The 17,600-nt window shown below is 32.4% G+C and carries 18 protein-coding genes; 10 read left to right on the top strand and 8 right to left on the bottom strand.

The features are described 5' to 3' along the window. Nucleotides 1–220 precede the first annotated feature (220 nt). The 3 genes from ACTG3Y_RS10715 to ACTG3Y_RS10705 all read left to right on the top strand — a co-directional run bounded on the left by ACTG3Y_RS10715 (nt 221) and on the right by ACTG3Y_RS10705 (nt 3,876). Nucleotides 221–808: a hypothetical protein gene (locus tag ACTG3Y_RS10715; protein ID WP_439152919.1), complete on the top strand. Its 588-nt coding sequence runs from the start codon at nt 221–223 to the stop codon at nt 806–808. Further along, complete coding sequence (locus tag ACTG3Y_RS10710) at nt 795–1,475, top strand: DUF2490 domain-containing protein (RefSeq protein ID WP_439152918.1); 681 nt, start codon at nt 795–797, stop codon at nt 1,473–1,475. The genes ACTG3Y_RS10715 and ACTG3Y_RS10710 overlap by 14 nt, the downstream gene beginning before the upstream one ends. 121 nt (nt 1,476–1,596) lie before the next feature. After that, nucleotides 1,597–3,876, top strand: coding sequence for an inorganic phosphate transporter (locus ACTG3Y_RS10705; RefSeq protein ID WP_439152917.1), 2,280 nt, complete (start codon nt 1,597–1,599; stop codon nt 3,874–3,876). Nucleotides 3,877–3,880: 4 nt separating this feature from the next. Here the strand turns inward: ACTG3Y_RS10705 and ACTG3Y_RS10700 are convergent, their stop codons facing one another. Both ACTG3Y_RS10700 and ACTG3Y_RS10695 read right to left on the bottom strand, forming a co-directional pair. Continuing rightward, a complete protein-coding gene (locus tag ACTG3Y_RS10700; protein ID WP_439152916.1) occupies nt 3,881–4,297 on the bottom strand; it encodes a hypothetical protein in 417 nt (138 codons plus the stop codon). Between the two features lie 114 nt (nt 4,298–4,411). Beyond that, a complete protein-coding gene (locus tag ACTG3Y_RS10695; protein WP_439152915.1) occupies nt 4,412–6,157 on the bottom strand; it encodes a Na/Pi cotransporter family protein in 1,746 nt (581 codons plus the stop codon). Nucleotides 6,158–6,294: 137 nt separating this feature from the next. On the opposite strand from ACTG3Y_RS10695, the gene ACTG3Y_RS10690 reads away from it, so the two are divergent. From ACTG3Y_RS10690 to ACTG3Y_RS10680, 3 genes are all read left to right on the top strand, one after another. Then, nucleotides 6,295–7,146: an OmpA/MotB family protein gene (locus ACTG3Y_RS10690; protein WP_439152914.1), complete on the top strand. Its 852-nt coding sequence runs from the start codon at nt 6,295–6,297 to the stop codon at nt 7,144–7,146. Between the two features lie 111 nt (nt 7,147–7,257). Continuing rightward, entirely contained in the window at nt 7,258–7,761 is a 504-nt protein-coding gene (locus tag ACTG3Y_RS10685; protein WP_439152913.1) for a DUF6503 family protein, read from the top strand. A 1-nt stretch (nt 7,762) separates the two neighbouring features. Next, the gene (locus tag ACTG3Y_RS10680) at nt 7,763–7,978 is read left to right on the top strand and encodes a DUF6503 family protein (RefSeq protein WP_439152921.1); all 216 of its coding nucleotides are present in this window, start codon (nt 7,763–7,765) and stop codon (nt 7,976–7,978) included. 64 nt (nt 7,979–8,042) lie between these two features. On the opposite strand, the gene ACTG3Y_RS10675 is transcribed toward ACTG3Y_RS10680, so the two are convergent. From ACTG3Y_RS10675 to ACTG3Y_RS10665, 3 genes are all read right to left on the bottom strand, one after another. Further along, nucleotides 8,043–9,842 carry a ribonucleoside-diphosphate reductase subunit alpha gene (locus ACTG3Y_RS10675; protein WP_439152912.1) on the bottom strand — a complete coding sequence of 600 codons (1,800 nt, stop codon included), beginning with the start codon at nt 9,840–9,842 and terminating at the stop codon, nt 8,043–8,045. 3 nt (nt 9,843–9,845) lie between these two features. Next, nucleotides 9,846–11,120: a ribonucleotide-diphosphate reductase subunit beta gene (locus ACTG3Y_RS10670; protein ID WP_439152920.1), complete on the bottom strand. Its 1,275-nt coding sequence runs from the start codon at nt 11,118–11,120 to the stop codon at nt 9,846–9,848. 500 nt (nt 11,121–11,620) lie between these two features. After that, the gene (locus tag ACTG3Y_RS10665; protein WP_439152911.1) at nt 11,621–12,184 is read right to left on the bottom strand and encodes a DUF3109 family protein; all 564 of its coding nucleotides are present in this window, start codon (nt 12,182–12,184) and stop codon (nt 11,621–11,623) included. 90 nt (nt 12,185–12,274) lie between these two features. Between ACTG3Y_RS10665 and ACTG3Y_RS10660 the strand changes: the two genes are divergently transcribed. The 3 genes from ACTG3Y_RS10660 to ACTG3Y_RS10650 are packed head-to-tail and all read left to right on the top strand — an operon-like array spanning nt 12,275 to nt 13,680. Beyond that, the gene (locus tag ACTG3Y_RS10660; protein WP_439152910.1) at nt 12,275–12,856 is read left to right on the top strand and encodes a MarC family protein; all 582 of its coding nucleotides are present in this window, start codon (nt 12,275–12,277) and stop codon (nt 12,854–12,856) included. 12 nt (nt 12,857–12,868) lie between these two features. After that, nucleotides 12,869–13,069, top strand: a complete 201-nt coding sequence (locus ACTG3Y_RS10655) for a hypothetical protein (RefSeq protein WP_439152909.1) — start codon at nt 12,869–12,871, stop codon at nt 13,067–13,069. 2 nt (nt 13,070–13,071) lie between these two features. Then, the gene (locus tag ACTG3Y_RS10650) at nt 13,072–13,680 is read left to right on the top strand and encodes an FAD-dependent oxidoreductase (protein ID WP_439152908.1); all 609 of its coding nucleotides are present in this window, start codon (nt 13,072–13,074) and stop codon (nt 13,678–13,680) included. On the opposite strand, the gene ACTG3Y_RS10645 is transcribed toward ACTG3Y_RS10650, so the two are convergent. The 3 genes from ACTG3Y_RS10645 to ACTG3Y_RS10635 form a co-directional block, all read right to left on the bottom strand. Next, nucleotides 13,670–15,277 carry a S41 family peptidase gene (locus ACTG3Y_RS10645; RefSeq protein WP_439152907.1) on the bottom strand — a complete coding sequence of 536 codons (1,608 nt, stop codon included), beginning with the start codon at nt 15,275–15,277 and terminating at the stop codon, nt 13,670–13,672. The genes ACTG3Y_RS10650 and ACTG3Y_RS10645 overlap by 11 nt on opposite strands. Continuing rightward, nucleotides 15,277–15,708 (bottom strand): deoxycytidylate deaminase, encoded by a 432-nt coding sequence (locus ACTG3Y_RS10640; protein ID WP_439152906.1) that lies wholly within the window; start codon nt 15,706–15,708, stop codon nt 15,277–15,279. Before ACTG3Y_RS10640 ends, ACTG3Y_RS10645 begins: the two co-directional genes overlap by 1 nt. A gap of 104 nt (nt 15,709–15,812) precedes the next feature. Next, nucleotides 15,813–16,403 carry a HupE/UreJ family protein gene (locus tag ACTG3Y_RS10635; RefSeq protein ID WP_439152905.1) on the bottom strand — a complete coding sequence of 197 codons (591 nt, stop codon included), beginning with the start codon at nt 16,401–16,403 and terminating at the stop codon, nt 15,813–15,815. Nucleotides 16,404–16,693: 290 nt separating this feature from the next. Here ACTG3Y_RS10635 and ACTG3Y_RS10630 point away from each other — a divergent pair. Further along, the coding region (locus tag ACTG3Y_RS10630; protein WP_439152904.1) for a phage integrase SAM-like domain-containing protein at nt 16,694–17,600 on the top strand (907 nt) is incomplete at its 3' end.

The raw sequence follows: 17,600 nt of genomic DNA, 5'->3' as shown, positions 1-17,600 counted from the left end.
ATAAATATTACTATATTTTTCATATTCTTGGGGTTTTAATTAATAATTACACAACAAACATAACATTTTTTTTACATTTTCGCAACACTTACATAACTTTTATTTAACATTGGGTCTTTAACTTACTGATTTACAATTTTTTATATATTATCAAAATTACGTTGTTAATGACTCAATTACAGTCATTAACTTGTGACTGAATAAATCAACTAGTTACAAAATGAGATTCAATCTTTTTTTTACAACTTTACTTGTATTCTCTTTTATACAATTCTCTGTATGCCAGACAAAGAAGGAAAAAGAAGAGCGTATTAAACTATCAGAATTTCCTGTTTTAGCACAAAGCGTCGTGGAGTTGTTACCTCAAAAATGTAAACGATTAAAATTTTATAAAGAAACTGACGGAAATAAACAAAGCTTTGAAGCAAAGTTTAAATACAAAAGAGAATACTATAGTATAGAGTTTGCCAAAAATGGCATTGTTGAAGATATTGAAGTAATTACCAAGTTTAAAAGTATTGGTGACTCGATAGAAAAACATATAAAAGGGTATTTTAAAGCATCATTTGTTAAATACAAAGTGATCAAAATTCAACAACAGTTTGTTTATTCTAAAGATTTAGATACTGTAGAATTTGTTAGAAACGTTATATCAAAAAACTCTAAAATATACCCTAAGTTTGAAATTATTGCTGAGGTAAAAACAGAAAACGAACGTACTATTAGAGAGTTTACTTTTAATAAAAGTGGTGCATTTATAAGTTTTAGGTTTTTAAATACAACATCTTACGAGCATGTATTATATTAAAAGTTTTTTAACTTTCTGTACATGCCTTAGTGGATTAATTTTATCTTCTCAAAATGATTTTGAGGGATTAGGCGAAACTAGTGTAGCAATAAATTATAGGATTAATAGTGATTACAAAGTAAACTTTGCTGTGAGATCGCGTTATTATCTGTATCAAGATCAAAACTTTAATTTTGAAAACAGACAATTAGACGTTGTCCATTTTTCTACTTTCAATTTAGATTATAGGCATACAGTGAGCGTAGGAGTACAATATCGCCAAAGAGAATCTATCGATGGAGGCAGTAACGAATTACGTTTTATCCAGCAATTTAATTTCATCAAAAAGAATTTAGCCTTACGTTTTGGACATCGTATTAGCTTTGAACAACGCCTTCTGGATGATTTAACCATTCTACGTTCGCGTTATCGTTTTGCACTAGACTTCCCTTTAAATGGTGAAAAACTCAATATTGGTGAAAAGTATTTGGTCACTTCAATGGAAGCACTATTAAGCAATAGTGAAAAAGTAAAACCAAAAATTGACCATAGAACCACAGCACATTTTGGTTGGTTAGTTTCAAAGAAATTAAAACTTCAATTAGGACTAGAGTATCGTTTTGAATCCTTAAATATTAATACAGAAGAAAAACTATTTCTACTTACTTCTTTTATTCTTAAAATTTAAACAATTGTATGAACTTGCTTAAGGGTTAGCACGTCTATTTGGAAGTTAAAAATAACGTTTACATAACGTAAGTTTAAAAATAATTAAAGTATTTTGCGTTCAATTTTAGCCAATCTAATACATGGAAAATCTTTATATCTATATGCTGGTTGCCTTAGCCATTTTAGCTATTGCGGATCTAGTTGTTGGTGTAAGTAATGATGCTGTTAATTTTTTAAATTCTGCCATTGGCTCTAAAGCCGTTTCGTTTAAAACTATTATGATAGTTGCTAGTTTAGGTGTGGCTGTTGGTGCCATGACCTCTAGTGGTATGATGGAAGTCGCACGAAAAGGTATTTTCAATCCTGGCGAATTTATGTTCAATGAAATTATGGTCATTTTTATGGCTGTAATGCTCACGGATATTCTACTTTTAGATTTCTTCAATACCCTTGGTTTACCTACAAGTACTACCGTTTCTATTGTTTTTGAATTATTGGGTGCATCTGTCTCGGTAGCGTTGATTAAGATTTATGCTAATGACTCTGAGTCAATTACCAACATAGCTAAGTACATTAATAATGAGAAGGCAATAGAAATTATACTAGGAATACTCCTATCTGTCGTTGTTGCCTTTACTATAGGTGCTATTATTCAATATATATCGCGATTATTTTTATCCTTTAAATTCCATGAAAAACCCATAGGGTTTAGCTCAATTTTTAGTGGTTTCGCAGTGACCTCTATAATGTACTTCATCATTGTAAAAGGTTTAAAAAATGCCACCTTTATGTCTGACACTGTTAAAGATTTTTTAAGCACTAATCCATTTACATTTATTGGCATAAGCTTTTTAGTATTTACAATTCTATCTTTTTTAGCAATAAAATTATTTAATGCTAAGATATATACCATAATTATTGTTGTGGGTACTTTTGCCCTAGCTGTGGCTTTTGCTGGCAATGATTTAGTGAATTTTATTGGAGTTCCAATAGCAGCTTACAACTCATATGAAGTTTGGTCAACAAGTGGTGAATTAGCTACTCAATTTGCAATGATAGATCTAGCTAAACCAGTGCAGACCGAACCTTATTTATTATTGATAGCTGGTCTAATAATGGTAATTACTTTATGGTTTTCCAGTAAAGCAAAAGCCGTGGTAAAGACTTCGGTTGACCTATCAAGGCAAGAAGAAGTCAAAGAACGATTTGAACCTAATTTTCTATCTCGAAATATTGTAAGATTAACTATAGGGTTATCAAATAGCATTAATACTCTATTACCTGAGTCATTTAAGACTTGGTCTGATAAACAATTTATAAAACCAAAAGTTGTTGCCAGAGCACAAGATCTGCCAGCTTTTGATTTAGTAAGAGCAGCAGTAAACCTAATGGTTGCAAGTGTCTTAATATCTATAGCTACTTCTATGAAATTACCATTATCCACTACTTATGTAACATTTATGGTCGCCATGGGAACATCTTTAGCAGATAGAGCATGGGGAAGTGAAAGTGCGGTGTATAGGGTAGCTGGTGTTTTAAATGTTATTGGAGGTTGGTTTTTTACAGCTTTTAGTGCCTTTGTGGCTGCTTGTATTATGGCTACTATATTATATTTTGGTGAAGGTTATGCCTTGGCAGGTCTTCTAATTTTAGCTTTTGTTTTAATTCTAAGAAATTATTTATCACATAGAAAGAGCTCTAAAATAATGCGTGAAGAAGACAGATTAGAGAAAGCAGAAAGTAGCTCAACTCAAGGTGTAATTCACGAAAGTGCTAAGAATATAGCCAATGTTGTAAAAAGAGGGAACAAAATATATACGTCCGCTATTAATGGTTTAGCAACTCAGAATTTATCCTTATTAAAAAAGAATAGAAAACAAATTCAGAAACTCTCCAATGAAATTGACGAGTTAAAAGACAACATTTTTTATTTTATACGAAACCTGGAAGAGCCAAGTGTCTCTGCCAGTGATTTTTACATTAATATCTTAGGTTACCTGCAAGATATGACACAATCCTTAGAATATATTTCTAAAGCCAGTCATAAGCACGTTAACAACAATCATAAAAAACTAAAGTTTAGTCAGATAAAAGAACTTAAAGACTTAGATGACAACTTAGAAACATTGCTTTTAAGTACTCAAGATGCTTTTGAATCTCGTTCTTTTGAAAAAATAGGCGCCTTACTTAAAGATAAGTCTAAATTCTTTGACACTGTAAAAGAAAAAATTCAGAAACAAGTAGAGCGAACACGAAGTGAAGAATCTAGTCCTAAAAATACAACCCTGTATTTTAGTTTACTACTAGAGACCAAAGATTTGTTCACCGCTATGATCAATTTACTTGAAGAGTATTATCATTCTCATGATAGTTCAGTTGAACCAGCTACAGTGAGCGATTTAACCACTGAAGAAGAATAACTACTTAGTCTATTTTGGTCCATCCTTGTAAAGAGTTAGATCCATCTTCAAAAAATGAAAATGTTATATAATCTTGAGACTGACTCATGGTATAATTATAAATGCGTTGTTCATCATCAAACAAAAAGGTTATAGTTTCACCTGTTTCATCTACTATGAAGCTACCTTCAGTAAATTCATTTGTATCACCGGTATATGTAAATAATCCCGTAAGATCTTGCTTATTTTCATCTACTTTAAATTCAAAAAACTTGCAACATTTGGGCAGTAAATCAGATATCCCATCTATTTCCTCGTCACTAAACTCCCAATTTCCAATAATTCCTGTTTGATTTAAATTATCGGTACTTGTTTCGTCGTCATTTGAACATCCTAATAAAAATGTTAAACAGGCTAGAATCAATAATATCTGAAATTTCATAATTTTAGTTTTCCATAAAAATAAAATTATATAAAGATTCGTTAATAGATTTTTATTTAATTAATTATTACTAAACTGTAAAGTAAAACCACATTATAAATACCATATGCCTTTTTAAACATCACTTTCTAATAGTGAATCTTGCTTACCATATAATAAATCTGCAACATCAATAAGGTTTTCTATCATATCATTGACATTATCATAATCATTAAATAATGAAGACGCCATATCTACTGTAATTAAGTCATTTCTAATTAACTCATCAATTTTAAGATTATTAGAGTGAAAGATTTCCCTCGCTTCTTTCTTTAGTTGAACTAATTTGTTGTGATAAACCTCGTTGTCTTTTTCTGTTCTAAATAGATGAATGGTACGTAATACTTTAACCACTCTATTTCTAATTTTATCATATTCTTTTTTGATATGCTTATTATCAGAGTTTAGATAGAGCCCAACATTTCTGCTTAATTCGCCAACATAACGCAATATCTCAACCATTTTTCTATTGGCAATTTTCAGCTCTAATAACTGATTGTTTTGAGCCTCTGTCAGTTTTAGCACTGTCTGTGCTTTAGTAGCATAGCTTATAATTTTTCCATATATATTTTTAACTTTTGTGATGTACAATTCTCTCACATTAGTTTCAAATAAAATATTAGACTTTTTAATCACCTTTTTAACTTTCAGGTCTGATTTTATATCTGTTCTGTGAATATTCAATGCATGAGATACAATTTCAAACACAGCATTTTTAAATAAGTACTTAGACTCTTTTCGTAATGTTGAAATTGCAGTTTCTGGATATTTTAAAGAATTTTCAGTTAAAAATTTTGGTTCATCAATTTGTTTATATTTTTCTAGGCGTTCAGGAATAATTCGCTCTACTAACTTTGCTATGGGTTTTACAAACCAAACTAATAAAAAGGTATTAGCAATATTAAATATTGTGTGAAATAATGAGATGGCTACTGGTATAGCAGCAGCATTGACATATGGTGATTCTGATCCCAGGTATATAGCCAACCAGCTAATCATTTTTAAAAATGGATAAAACAAAATAAGCATCCAGAAAACACCCATAAGATTAAAAATTAAGTGAGCTCTTGCGGTTTGCTTGGCTTTATAATTGCCTATAATCGCGGCTAAATTTGCTGTAATAGTTGTACCAACATTTTCTCCAAGAACCATGGCTGCCGCTAACTCAAAAGGTATCCAGCCTTGCGCTGTCATAATTAACGTTAAGGCCATTGTAGCACTAGACGATTGTATAACTACCGTAAGCACAGTTCCTATTAATAAAAACAATAAAATAGACAAATAGCCTAAGTCTGTATAGCGCGATAAAAATGCCAGTAACTCAGGATTATTCTTTATGTCTGGCATCGCTTCTTTTAGAAACTGTAGGCCTATAAAGAGTAAGGCAAAGCCTATGATAAAGCTTCCTAAATTTTTTAGTTTTTCTTTCTTTAAAAACGTAAATCCAAAACCGAAGCCAACAAGTGGCAAAGCAATAGTACTCATACTCACTTTAAAGCCCAGAATGGTAATTAACCATGCCGTAATGGTTGTACCAATATTAGCACCCATAATAACACCAATAGACTCAACTAAAGTTAATAGTCCTGCATTAGCAAAACTAACCACCATTAATGTCGTTGCTGATGAGGATTGTATTACGGATGTAATTAAAAATCCTGTACCAATTCCTAAAACACGGTTAGATGTCATTCTCTCCAGAATAGATCTCATTTTACTTCCGGCCAATAAAAGCAGAGCATCGCTCATTACCTTCATACCAAATAAAAACACACCTAATGCGCCTATTAGCTGTAGTATTTCATAAAATTCGTATTGCATAATATGTTAATTCAACATTAAAATAATGTAAATTAATTGTTATGCGAAAAAATTTGATTTTATTTTTTTATAAACATCTAATCATACACTTTGTACGTATATCTATGTGTATTGAATAAATTAACAAAAACTAAAACATGAAAAAAATTTCAATCTTATTAGTAACAGCTATTTTATTTAGCTCTTGTGTTTCAAAAAAGAAATATATGGCCTTAGAACAAGAAAATGGTCAGATTAAAAGTGAGCTAACTAAAACTAAAGTTGAAAAGGAAGACTTAGAAAATAAGTTTGCAAAAATTCAAGAGCGCGTTGATACTTATAATGCAAAAATCAATTCTTTAAATGAAGATGTTGAGGGATTAAAAATAGAAAATGACATAAAGCTAGATGTTAACGCTGATGGCACGGTAATGTCTAATGCTACTAAAGAAAAAATGTTGTCGACGTTAGCAAATATAGACTCTGAAAAATTGGCGCAGGCAAAAACTTTAAAGGATTCTATGAATTTAGCAATACAGTACAATCTTGCTAAGACCATGGATACGTCTAATCTTAATGAAGATGAAGATATTGCTGTGAACATCAATGAAACTGTAGTGATGATCTCTATTTCTGATAAAATGTTATTTAACTCTGGGAGTTATAGAATTAGTAGTAAAGCAAATAACATACTTCAAAAATTAGCGAATGTGATTAACTCTGAAGATAGCATAGATGTAATGGTTGAAGGTCATACAGACTCAAGAAGCATTAGTACAGATAAGATTGCTGACAACTGGGATTTAAGTGTATTGAGAGCCACTTCTGTAGTTAGACAATTACAAAACAAATACGATGTAAATCCTGAAAAATTAATTGCTTCTGGTCGCAGTAGCTACCAACCATTAGTAGAAAACAATACACGAGAAAATCGTTCTAAAAATCGAAGAACTCGTATTATACTTTTACCTAATATTGATAAGTTCTTTGCTCTTATGGCAGCAAAATAATCCATTGAACTAAAAACAATAGGTAAAGCAAATAAGCACCCTTCCGTAAAGTTCGGCATTGGGTGCTTTTTTTATGTCTTAATTTGTAATTTGCATACAAACAATAATCTTATGAAAGCCATTCTTTCCTTCATTTTAGTATGCTTTACATTGACTTGCATTGGTCAAAATCTCACACCAGAACAGTTATTATCAAACGCTATTTCATATCACGATCCTAATGGCAACTGGACAAGCTTTAATGATGAGTTTACTGTTGTAATGACTACACCTGATGCTTCAAAACGAACAAGTGTTATTTCTATTGATTTACCAAAGGAATATTTTAGTGTAGAAGCAACAAGAGATACTGTGACAACGACATACACTCTTTCTAAAGGAAAATGTGACATGCGTTACAACGGTAAAATACTTGACAGCACAACTACAAAAGCAAAGAACATGACTTGTGACAGAGCACTACTTTACAAAAACTACTACTCCTATTTATACGGCTTGCCTATGAAGCTTGAAGACCTTGGTACCAATCTTAGTGATACCGTTGAAAAAAGAAATTTTAAAGATAAAGACTATTTAGTTACTAAAAGTAACCTACGACGAAGCCGTTGGGAGTGATATTTGGTACTTTTACTTTGACCCTGAAACTTATGCCATGGAAGTCTATCAGTTCTTTAAAACCGATGAGAATGGCGCGGAAAAACCTCATTCTGGTGAATACATATTACTATCTGAAGAAGTAACGGTAAATGGCATTAAAATGCCCAAAGTAAGAGCTTGGTACTATAATAAAGACGACAAATATTTAGGTATAGATACCTTGATTGAGAAATAAAAAAAGCACCTCATTTCTGAGATGCTTTTTACTTATATTGAAATATCTTCACTTAAAGAAATTCCTAGCCTTCACAACTAGTACATTCCTTCTTTTGCTTAAATTTTTGAGCAGCATTCATACTATGTTGGTAGTACAATGACTTTACACCTAATTGCCAAGCGGTAACATATATTTTATTGATATCCTTAACGGGCATATCAGGGTGTACCATGATATTTAACGATTGACCTTGGTCAATATGATTCTGTCTGTTTGCCGCCTGATAAATAAGTGTCATTTGGTCAATTTCAGAATAGGTTTTAAATACGTCTTTTTCAAGATCTGTTAAACCTTCTAAGTGCTGTACCGAACCATCATGATCACGGATACTTCTCCAAATTTCACTTGTATTCATTCCTTTGTCTTCTAACAAGGCTAGTAAATACGGATTCTTAATCGTTGTCTTTATTTTGGCAATATCCTTTACATAACAGTTAGACCATATTGGCTCAATACCTTGAGATACTTGTCCTAAAATAAATGCTGAAGATGTCGTTGGTGCTACAGCATTTAATGTTGCATTACGTCTTCCGTAGCCTTTTAATACTTCAGGCTCACCAAGTTTTTCTGCTAATTCTTCAGAAGCTTTAACAGATTTTTCTTTAATGGTTTTAAAGATTTCACTATTCAGGTTAAACGCTTCAGCACTATCAAACGGTAACATTTTAGATTGCAATAAAGAATGCCATCCTAAAGCTCCCATTCCTAAAGCTCTATTCTCCTTCGCGAAGTTATAAGCTTTTTCCATGAAAAGGAAAGTTTGCTGGTCATCACGATCTGCTGAGTCTCTGTACACTTCTAGCTTAGTTACAAATTCTTCTAAAACAGCATCTAAGAAATAGATCATAGTTTCCACGGCATCTGTATCCTTCCACTTATCGTAATGCAACAAGTTAATTGAAGATAATACACATACAAAAGACCATCTGTCATTTGTTGGTAACATTATTTCTGAGCACAAGTTACTTGCGTAGATTTCGTGCTTGTTCTCCTGGTAAACTTCTGGTGCAGTATTATTAGCATTGTCTTTAAAGAAGATATAAGGATAGCCTATTTCTCCTCTACGTTGTAATACTTTTGCCCAAATAGCTCGTTTTTCAGCATCTCCATCAATCATTTCTTGCATCCACTCATTACCAACAGTAACACCATGTGTTAACTCTTGTATTGGATTACCTTCTGTACCGATTTCTAAAAACTCGTGTATATCATTATGCTCTATGGGCAGGTAAGGGGAAAAACGACCTCTACGCACTGAACCTTGGCTTACAACATCTACCATTTTTTCAAACAGTTGCATAATGTGTACGGCTCCAGATGATTCTCCGTTATTTTTTACTGGCGCTCCTCTATGACGAAGTTTACCAAAGTAACCCGAAGTACCACCACCTAGCTTAGACATCATACCAACTTCTGATTGTGTGTAGAGAATATCTCCCATATCATCAGAAATGTGCGAACCAAAACAACTAATTGGTAAGCCGCGTTTTTTACCAAAGTTAGACCACACTGGTGATGCTAATGAGTAAAAACCTTCAGCCATGTAGCCATAGAATTTATCTGCAAAACCATCAATCTTTAAGATACGCTCGGCATTATCAGCTATTTCTCTAATACGTGCTTCTGGTGTCGTACCTTCTGTAAGGTAACCAGATGATAAAAACTTACGGCTGTGCTCTGTTAACCATTTTATTTCTGGCTCAGCGTTAACCTCCTTAATGGCTTCTTTCCTGGCTTTAATTAATTCATCATGTGGTGAAGTTGCGGTAGTTTGAGGGTTTACTACATTCTTTTCGAGGTCTAAGTTAGTTTTGTCGTTCATGGTTTAAAATAAGTCGTCGCTAGTTATACTTTTTGTTCTTTTGCTATAGTTGATAGAGCGTTTTACGAAGAAATCTCCGTGTTTAGTTCCGATGATCTCATCATCAAACCATTCAGTTTGCTCTAATAAGCTATCGTCAATATCAAATATTTTATCAATGCCGATGCTTTCGAGGGAATTATTAAATCTGTTTTTTATAAACTCGTTAATGACATTTTTAGGAAGGAAGTCTAATTCACCTGCCTCAAATATCCAGTCGACGATTCTGCTTTCAGATTCAAAAGCTTCTTCACACATTAGCTTAACAATGGTTTTGTATTCATCACCAAACCATGTTGGGTTTTCGTCTTTTATAATTTTAATCACATCGATACCAAAATCTCCATGAATTTGTTCTTCTTTTGATGTAGCTTCAACAACATTAGATATTCCTTTAAGCATATTCTTGTGCTTATTGAAAGCCATGATGATTAAGAATTGTGAAAACAAGGATACGTGTTCAATAAACAATGAGAATAATAAAACAGACTCTGCATATTCCTTATTGTCTTCACTCTTCGCATTTTTTAACGCCGATTCTAAATAATGCACACGGCGCATTATTACCGGGTTTTTCTTTAATCTTTTAAATTCGTTATTAAGTCCTAATATTTCTAATAAATGAGAGTAAGCATCATGATGACGCACTTCACTTTCAGCAAACGTTGCTCCTACAGATCCAATTTCTGGTTTTGGCATTTTGTGATAGATATCTCCCCAAAATGACTTTACAGCAACCTCAATCTGAGAAATTGCAAGCATTGTATTTTTAATCGCATTTTGTTCTACAATGGTCAATCTTGTTTTAAAATCTTGAATATCACTTGTAAAGTTAAATTCTGAATGTATCCAGTAAGAATGTCTAATGGCATCTACATATTCATTTAATGCAGGATACTCGTAAGGTTTTAAATTGATACGCTTTTCAAAGATATTTGTCTTTCTATTTCTGGCTTGCTCATCTCTGTATAAAATGTATGCTTTTGCAACATCTAAAAACTCACTATCCATTAATTTAATCTCTACCAAATCCTGAACTTCTTCTACAGTTGGCACATATCTATAATCTTCACCTTTTCTGTCTAGTAATTCTTGCAACACTTTTACCGCAATTGTATTGGCATCTTCTTTTGTTCCATGCCCTACAGACATCATTGCTTTTTCTACAGCGTTAGAAATTTTATTTAAAACAAAAGGGTTTGTTTCGTAGTCTCTTTTAATAATTTCCGTGATTTCCAGTTGTGTGGTTTCCATATTCAATCTTAATTTTTGAAGCTAACGATCCTCTAGAATAAATACATGATTATTCCCAAATCAATTAGCAAATGCTGTAAATAGTGTTAAAATTTTTCCTTTATATAGGAACAAAAAGGGCTTGAAATTTTCAAAAACAGAGGTTTTTTAATCTAGGCTTAAAAAACCGCTATTAAAATCTATTTTTTACTTTGCCCACAACAAAGATTGATAATTGTGCTTTAATTTAAAAGACAAAATAATAAACGTTGTCAACAAGTTTTTAACAAACATTAAGAAAGCCCATAAACAAAGGAAATATTGAAATATTATCATAAATATATGATAATCAGTTTTTTATGTTTTTATATTTTGATTTATATTTGTAAGTAATATCTTATTAAAAGCACACCTAGCAATTGTGTTTATAGGCACTTTTAGATTACTCAATACAAAAAAATATGATGTATAAAATTCAAGGATAAAAAATTAAAAAAATTACTTTTTTATTTTTTTTCTGCAACATTCTCTAATTCTGAGTACCAATCTTCTCCAAATTTTCTAATAAGTGCTTCTTTCACGAATTTATAGATTGGCACCTGTAATTCTTTACCTAAAGCACAGGCATCATTACAAATTTCCCATTTATCATAGTTGACAGCTGAGAATTCTGAATAGTCCTTTACCCTAATTGGATACAAATGACAAGACACAGGTTTTTTCCATTTAATATCACCTTGATTATAGGCTTCTTCTATGGCACATAACGCGGTGTTCTTTTCATCAAAAATAACATAAGCACATTCTGCTCCATTAATCAATGGCGTTTCTAGGTCACCAAAGGCAGTAGTTACTGAAGTACCTTGCGCATCTATCACCTCAATACTTTCTTTTCTTAAGTAGGGTCTTACTTTTGGATAAATATCTTTAAGAATTTGAACTTCATCCGCCTCTAATGGTGCTCCCGCGTCTCCATCTACACAGCATGCACCTTTACATGCTGAAAGATTACAAATAAAATCTTTCTCAATAATATCTTCAGAAATTATCGTTTTACCTAGTTGAAACATGAGGCAAAAATAGTTAAACTTTACTATTATTTAATATTGAAAATCAGTAATTAAATTGCACCTTTGCCGCAAATTTCAAAAACGGTTAAAATGAAGTTAGTTTTTAAAGAAATATTTACTGCATTTATGGTTCTTTTTGCTGTGATTGATATTATTGGAAACATTCCAATAATTATTGATCTGCGCAAAAAAGTTGGGCATATACAAAGTGAAAAAGCATCATTAATTGCTGGCGTTATAATGATTATATTTTTATTTGTTGGGAAGAGCTTACTTAATCTAATTGGTGTCGATGTAAATTCTTTTGCAGTAGCAGGTGCATTTGTTATATTTTTTATCGCCTTAGAGATGATTTTAGGTATAACCCTATATAAAGATGATGAAAATAGTGCCATGACTGCTTCAGTTTTTCCTCTTGCATTTCCTCTAATAGCAGGTCCTGGAAGTTTAACAACCTTATTATCTTTAAGAGCAGAATTTGCAATAGAAAATATTATTGTGGCTGTTATCTGCAATGTTATTGTTATTTATATTGTCTTAAAAACCTCAGCAAAAATTGAAAGAATTATAGGTGCCAATGGTATTAACATAATAAGAAAAGTTTTTGGTGTAATTTTGTTAGCAATTGCAGTAAAATTATTTGCACATAACATTAAAGAACTACTAGTTTAAGATTATTACATTATGAAGATATTTACTTTAATATTAACCTTTATTGCTACGGCATTGATAGTTTTTAATGCCACAAAACTAAATTTTGAAGCGCTTTTGTCAGGTGAAAGTTATACAGCCGTACTCACCATAATTACGGCGTTATGCGCAATTATATTATTACAAATTCTTAGAATTTCTAAGAAAATTGAGAAATTAGATAAAAAGCGCTAATAATGTTCGATGCTTTAATTATTGGTGGTGGTGCTGCAGGGTTATCTTGTGCGTTGGTATTAGGATCTGCAAAAGATAAAGAGTATGCCAAGGATAAAAAAGTTGGCATAATTACACATCAAAAAAGCTCCCATCTACAGAATGCACTCTTTAATAATGTGCTTGGTTTACAACCAGGAACCTTAGGAAAAGACATTCTCTTAAGCGGAAATAAACAACTATACGATCTATATCCTCATGTTACTCAAATTGAAAAAGAGAAAGTTGTAGCTCTCACAAAAACTACAGAAGGTTATATAGTAGCGACTAATAAAAACAGTTACTCGTCTAGAATTGTTGTCATTGCAGTGGGCTACACGAGTCTTATGACAATTAAAGGCTTAGAAGATTACCTAGAGCCACATCCTAGAGCAGTTAAAGAAAAAGATAGAGTTTGGCTAAGGAACTTAGATCATAAAATTGACGAAAATCTTTATGTTGCTGGCACTTTAGCAGGTTGGAGAAGTCAGTTTGCAATGGCTTGTGGTAGCGGCGCTCATGTAGCAACTGATATATTAACACTATGGAATAATGGAAAGCACACTAAAGTGCACGATAAGTCTACTGCTTAAAATTAGGGTACTCGGTACTTAATAGTATCACTTCTTGTACCATGATATCTTCTTTATTTATTATTTCCTCGAACGCATCATCATCAAATAATTGACGTGCTACTGTAGCTTTTATAAGTCGTCTAATTTCATCATTGTAGGCAACGAAAGTGATATTAGTTCGTTCTTTCAAATTTACATATTCTTCAAAGCGTACAACGATGTCATCAGAAACTTCAAAATTATTGATGAAATCGTATTTTGAAACACTCTCGTAAGTCTTTCTGTCTTTGTCTAATTCTTCAAAAACAAAATAACCAAAATGACCTCGTCGTCTTAAATAATTGATCGTCTCATTTTCAAACAAACGATCTACTGGCACAAACACATCTGGAATAATTCCTCCTCCTCCATAAACCACTTTACCTTTAGGCGTCGTAAATTTCAAAGAATCATCCACTTCAATATTTTCTTCATCTACTAACTCACCCGTGCGTAATCTTTTGAAGTAGTCATTATAATAAGATCTGTTATCTCCGTTAGTGTATGGCCGTTGTATAGATCTACCTGTTGGTGTATAATAACGAGATACGGTCAATCGGACAGCACTACCATCACCCAATGCCATTTCACGCTGTACCAATCCTTTACCATACGAACGCCTTCCCACAATAATACCCTTGTCATTATCTTGTAGTGCACCTGCTATAACTTCACTCGCGGATGCAGAGTTTTCATTCATCAAGATATATATTTCACCATCTTCGAAATCTCCACGCCTGGTAGCATAGGTCCTTTCTTCTTTACCTTTCTTATCCTTGGTAAACAAAATTAACTTATCGTCCTCTAAAAATTCATCAGCAATTTGTTCCGCTATACCTAAAAAGCCACCTGGATTATCTCTTAAATCTAATGCTAATTTGGTCGCTCCCTGATCTTTTAACTCGCGCAGAGCCGCTTTAAATTCTTTATAGGTAGATTCTGCGAAACGATTCATTTTAATATAACCTAATTCATCTGTAAGCATGTAGGCTGCAACAACACTTTTAATTGGTATATCTTCTCGTCTTACCACGAAATCTAATAATTCTTCTTCACCTTTTCTGTAAACGGTTAATTTAACTTTGGTGTTTTTATCTCCTTTTAGTTTTTGGGTGATTAAATCATTGGTAATCGATTTTCCAAAAATTGTATCTCCATCTGCGAATAAAATTCTGTCACCTCCCATGATGCCAGCTCGTTCACTTGGCCCGCCTTCGGTAGGTCTAACAACTGCGATAGTATCTTTATATGGATAAAAATTAATACCAATCCCAACAAAATCACCTTTCATGTTCTCAGTAATTCGTTGTAAGTCTTCTTTTGGGATATACGTGGAATGTGGATCTAAATTATCTAAAATACCATTTACGGTTACATCAACAATACTATCTGTATTTACATCATCTACGTATTCGTAATCTATATAATCTATGAGTCGGTTGAGTTTATCTTTTTTACTGTTTGTTGTAAAAAGATTGTCTGACGGATCAGTGAAATTCATTTTTCCACCAATAAAAACACCGGCCGCAATTGCAACACCAACAATTAATGGTATGTATTTATTTCGTTCTTGCATTAAGCTATGACGTCTTCTATAAACTCTAATTCTATACCTGCTCTTTTTAAAAATTGCAGACCAGAATCATCTTTGTAGCCTTTATGATAAACAACTCTTACAATTCCAGCCTGATGTATCAGTTTACTACACTCTTTACATGGTGATAAAGTTATGTAGAGTGTTGCTCCTTTACAAGATTGCGTTGATGCAGCTACTTTTAATATTGCATTAGCTTCTGCATGTAAGACGTACCATTTGGTATAGCCCTCATCGTCTTCACAATAGTTTTCAAAACCAGTGGGTGTACCGTTATAACCGTCAGAAATTATCATACGGTCTTTTACGATTAAAGCGCCAACTTGTTTTCTTTTACAATGCGATAACTTTCCCCATTCTTTTGCAATGCGCAGGTAAGCTTTGTCGTAACGTAATTGTTTTTTCTTTGACATTAAATTTCTTTATTGTACAAACGTACAATGTGAATAACGAAGATAAAAGGATAGTATTTTATATACAATTTACTTGTAGTTAAAGTTTTACCAAACTTTAAGGACTATTTTAGGAGATCGCTCTGCATAATCATTGGTAATACCAGACCGATTACAATTGCGGAAAGAACCATGACCCAATCGCGTCTTGTAAATCTGAAGATAGTTTGAAACAAGTAACCAAGAAATAAAACCACAAATACTATTATAATTTGAGCAATCTCAATTCCTAATGCGAATTCAAGGAGAAGTTCTAATTTATTCTCAGATTGCCCAGCAAACATTTTAAATTCTCTAGCAAACCCTAAACCGTGGATTAAACCAAAGAATAATGTTGCAAAAAACAATAAACCAATTTTTTTGCCTTTATCCTTTTTACCAGCTGTAAACACATTATAAACCGCCGCAACTAAAATAGTTACAGGTATTAGAAACTCAACTAACTTACCATCAACACTGACAACTCCATAAGCCGCCAAAACCAACGATAAGGTATGTCCTAAAGTGAACATGGAAACTAAAAGTAATATGCGTTTCCAATCTCTAAAAACATAAGGAACAGCAAGCACCATTAAGAAAAGCACATGGTCGTAACCGTTGATGTCTAATACGTGATTAATACCATATTGAACATTAAACCAAAAATTTTCTAACATAATTAACTAGTTTGGGATGGTTCAAAGTTACAACTTATATCTATAAAAAAAGCTTCAAGAAAATCTTGAAGCTTTTTTTGTACTCAAGGTGGGAATCGAACCCACACTTCCGAAGAAACTGGATTTTGAATCCAGCGTATTTACTACTAAATTTCCATAAGTTATATTATAATCAACTGATTAGCATATATTTAATTTTATATAATATCAATTGATATCGTTTAAAATCATAATTTGTTGTACCTATGTTGTACCAAAAATGATTATCTTTATATCCTAATATTTAAGATATGTCATCAAATGCAAAAATAGTACTTCGGAAAAAGCCTAATAAAGAAGGACATTGTCCTCTTTGTATTCGTATCACAAAAAACCGTCGCTCAAATTATCATTATATAGGTCATAATATTGACCCAAATGATTGGGATGTGAAAAATATTAGAGTTAGAAAATCACATCCTTACTCAGATAGGTTAAACGGTTTGCTTAGTACCAAACTGTCTGAGGCAAATAAAATGCTGATTGATTTGCAGTCGAGCAAAAAGGATATATCGGCAAATCAAATAAAAGAGAAACTTTATGCTTCTTCGGAATCAGTTACTTTTTTTGAAGTGGCACAAGACTTTCTTGATGATTTAGAAGCAAACGAAAAGCTGTCTAGGCTTTCAACAGATAAAGCAAGAATTAATCACGTTTTAAAATTTACCACGTCAAAGCAGCTAACCTTTCAAGAAATTGATGAAAATTTTCTAAAGAAATTTAAAACCTACCTCCGTACAAAACACAACCTATCAGAAAGGTCGATAGTAAATAATCTTATTGTGATTAGAACTATCTATAATAGGGCCATAAAATTGGGTATCGTAGATAGAAAACTTTACCCATTCGGTTCGGATAAAATACGAATTAAGTTCCCTGAAACTGAAAAAATAGGTCTTACTCGAAATGAAGTCATAGAGCTAGAGTCAGTTGATAACCTTACCAAGAATGAAACTCACGCTAGAAATCTCTGGCTTTTCAGTTTTTACTTTGCTGGCATCCGTGTAGCTGATATATTAAAAATTCGTTGGAACGACATTTTTGATAATAGACTTCACTATCGAATGAACAAGAATTCAAAACTGTTATCCTTAAAAATTCCAGATAAAGTTTTTCCAATTTTGAAAGATTACATAAATGACAAGCAGAGCGAAGAGG

The sequence above is a fragment of the Winogradskyella sp. genome, from assembly GCF_965656915.1.
In the GTDB taxonomy this organism is placed as follows: Bacteria; Bacteroidota; Bacteroidia; order Flavobacteriales; family Flavobacteriaceae; genus Winogradskyella.
Note: the sequence above shows the minus strand (reverse complement) of the source record. Positions and strands in the feature narration are given on the sequence as shown.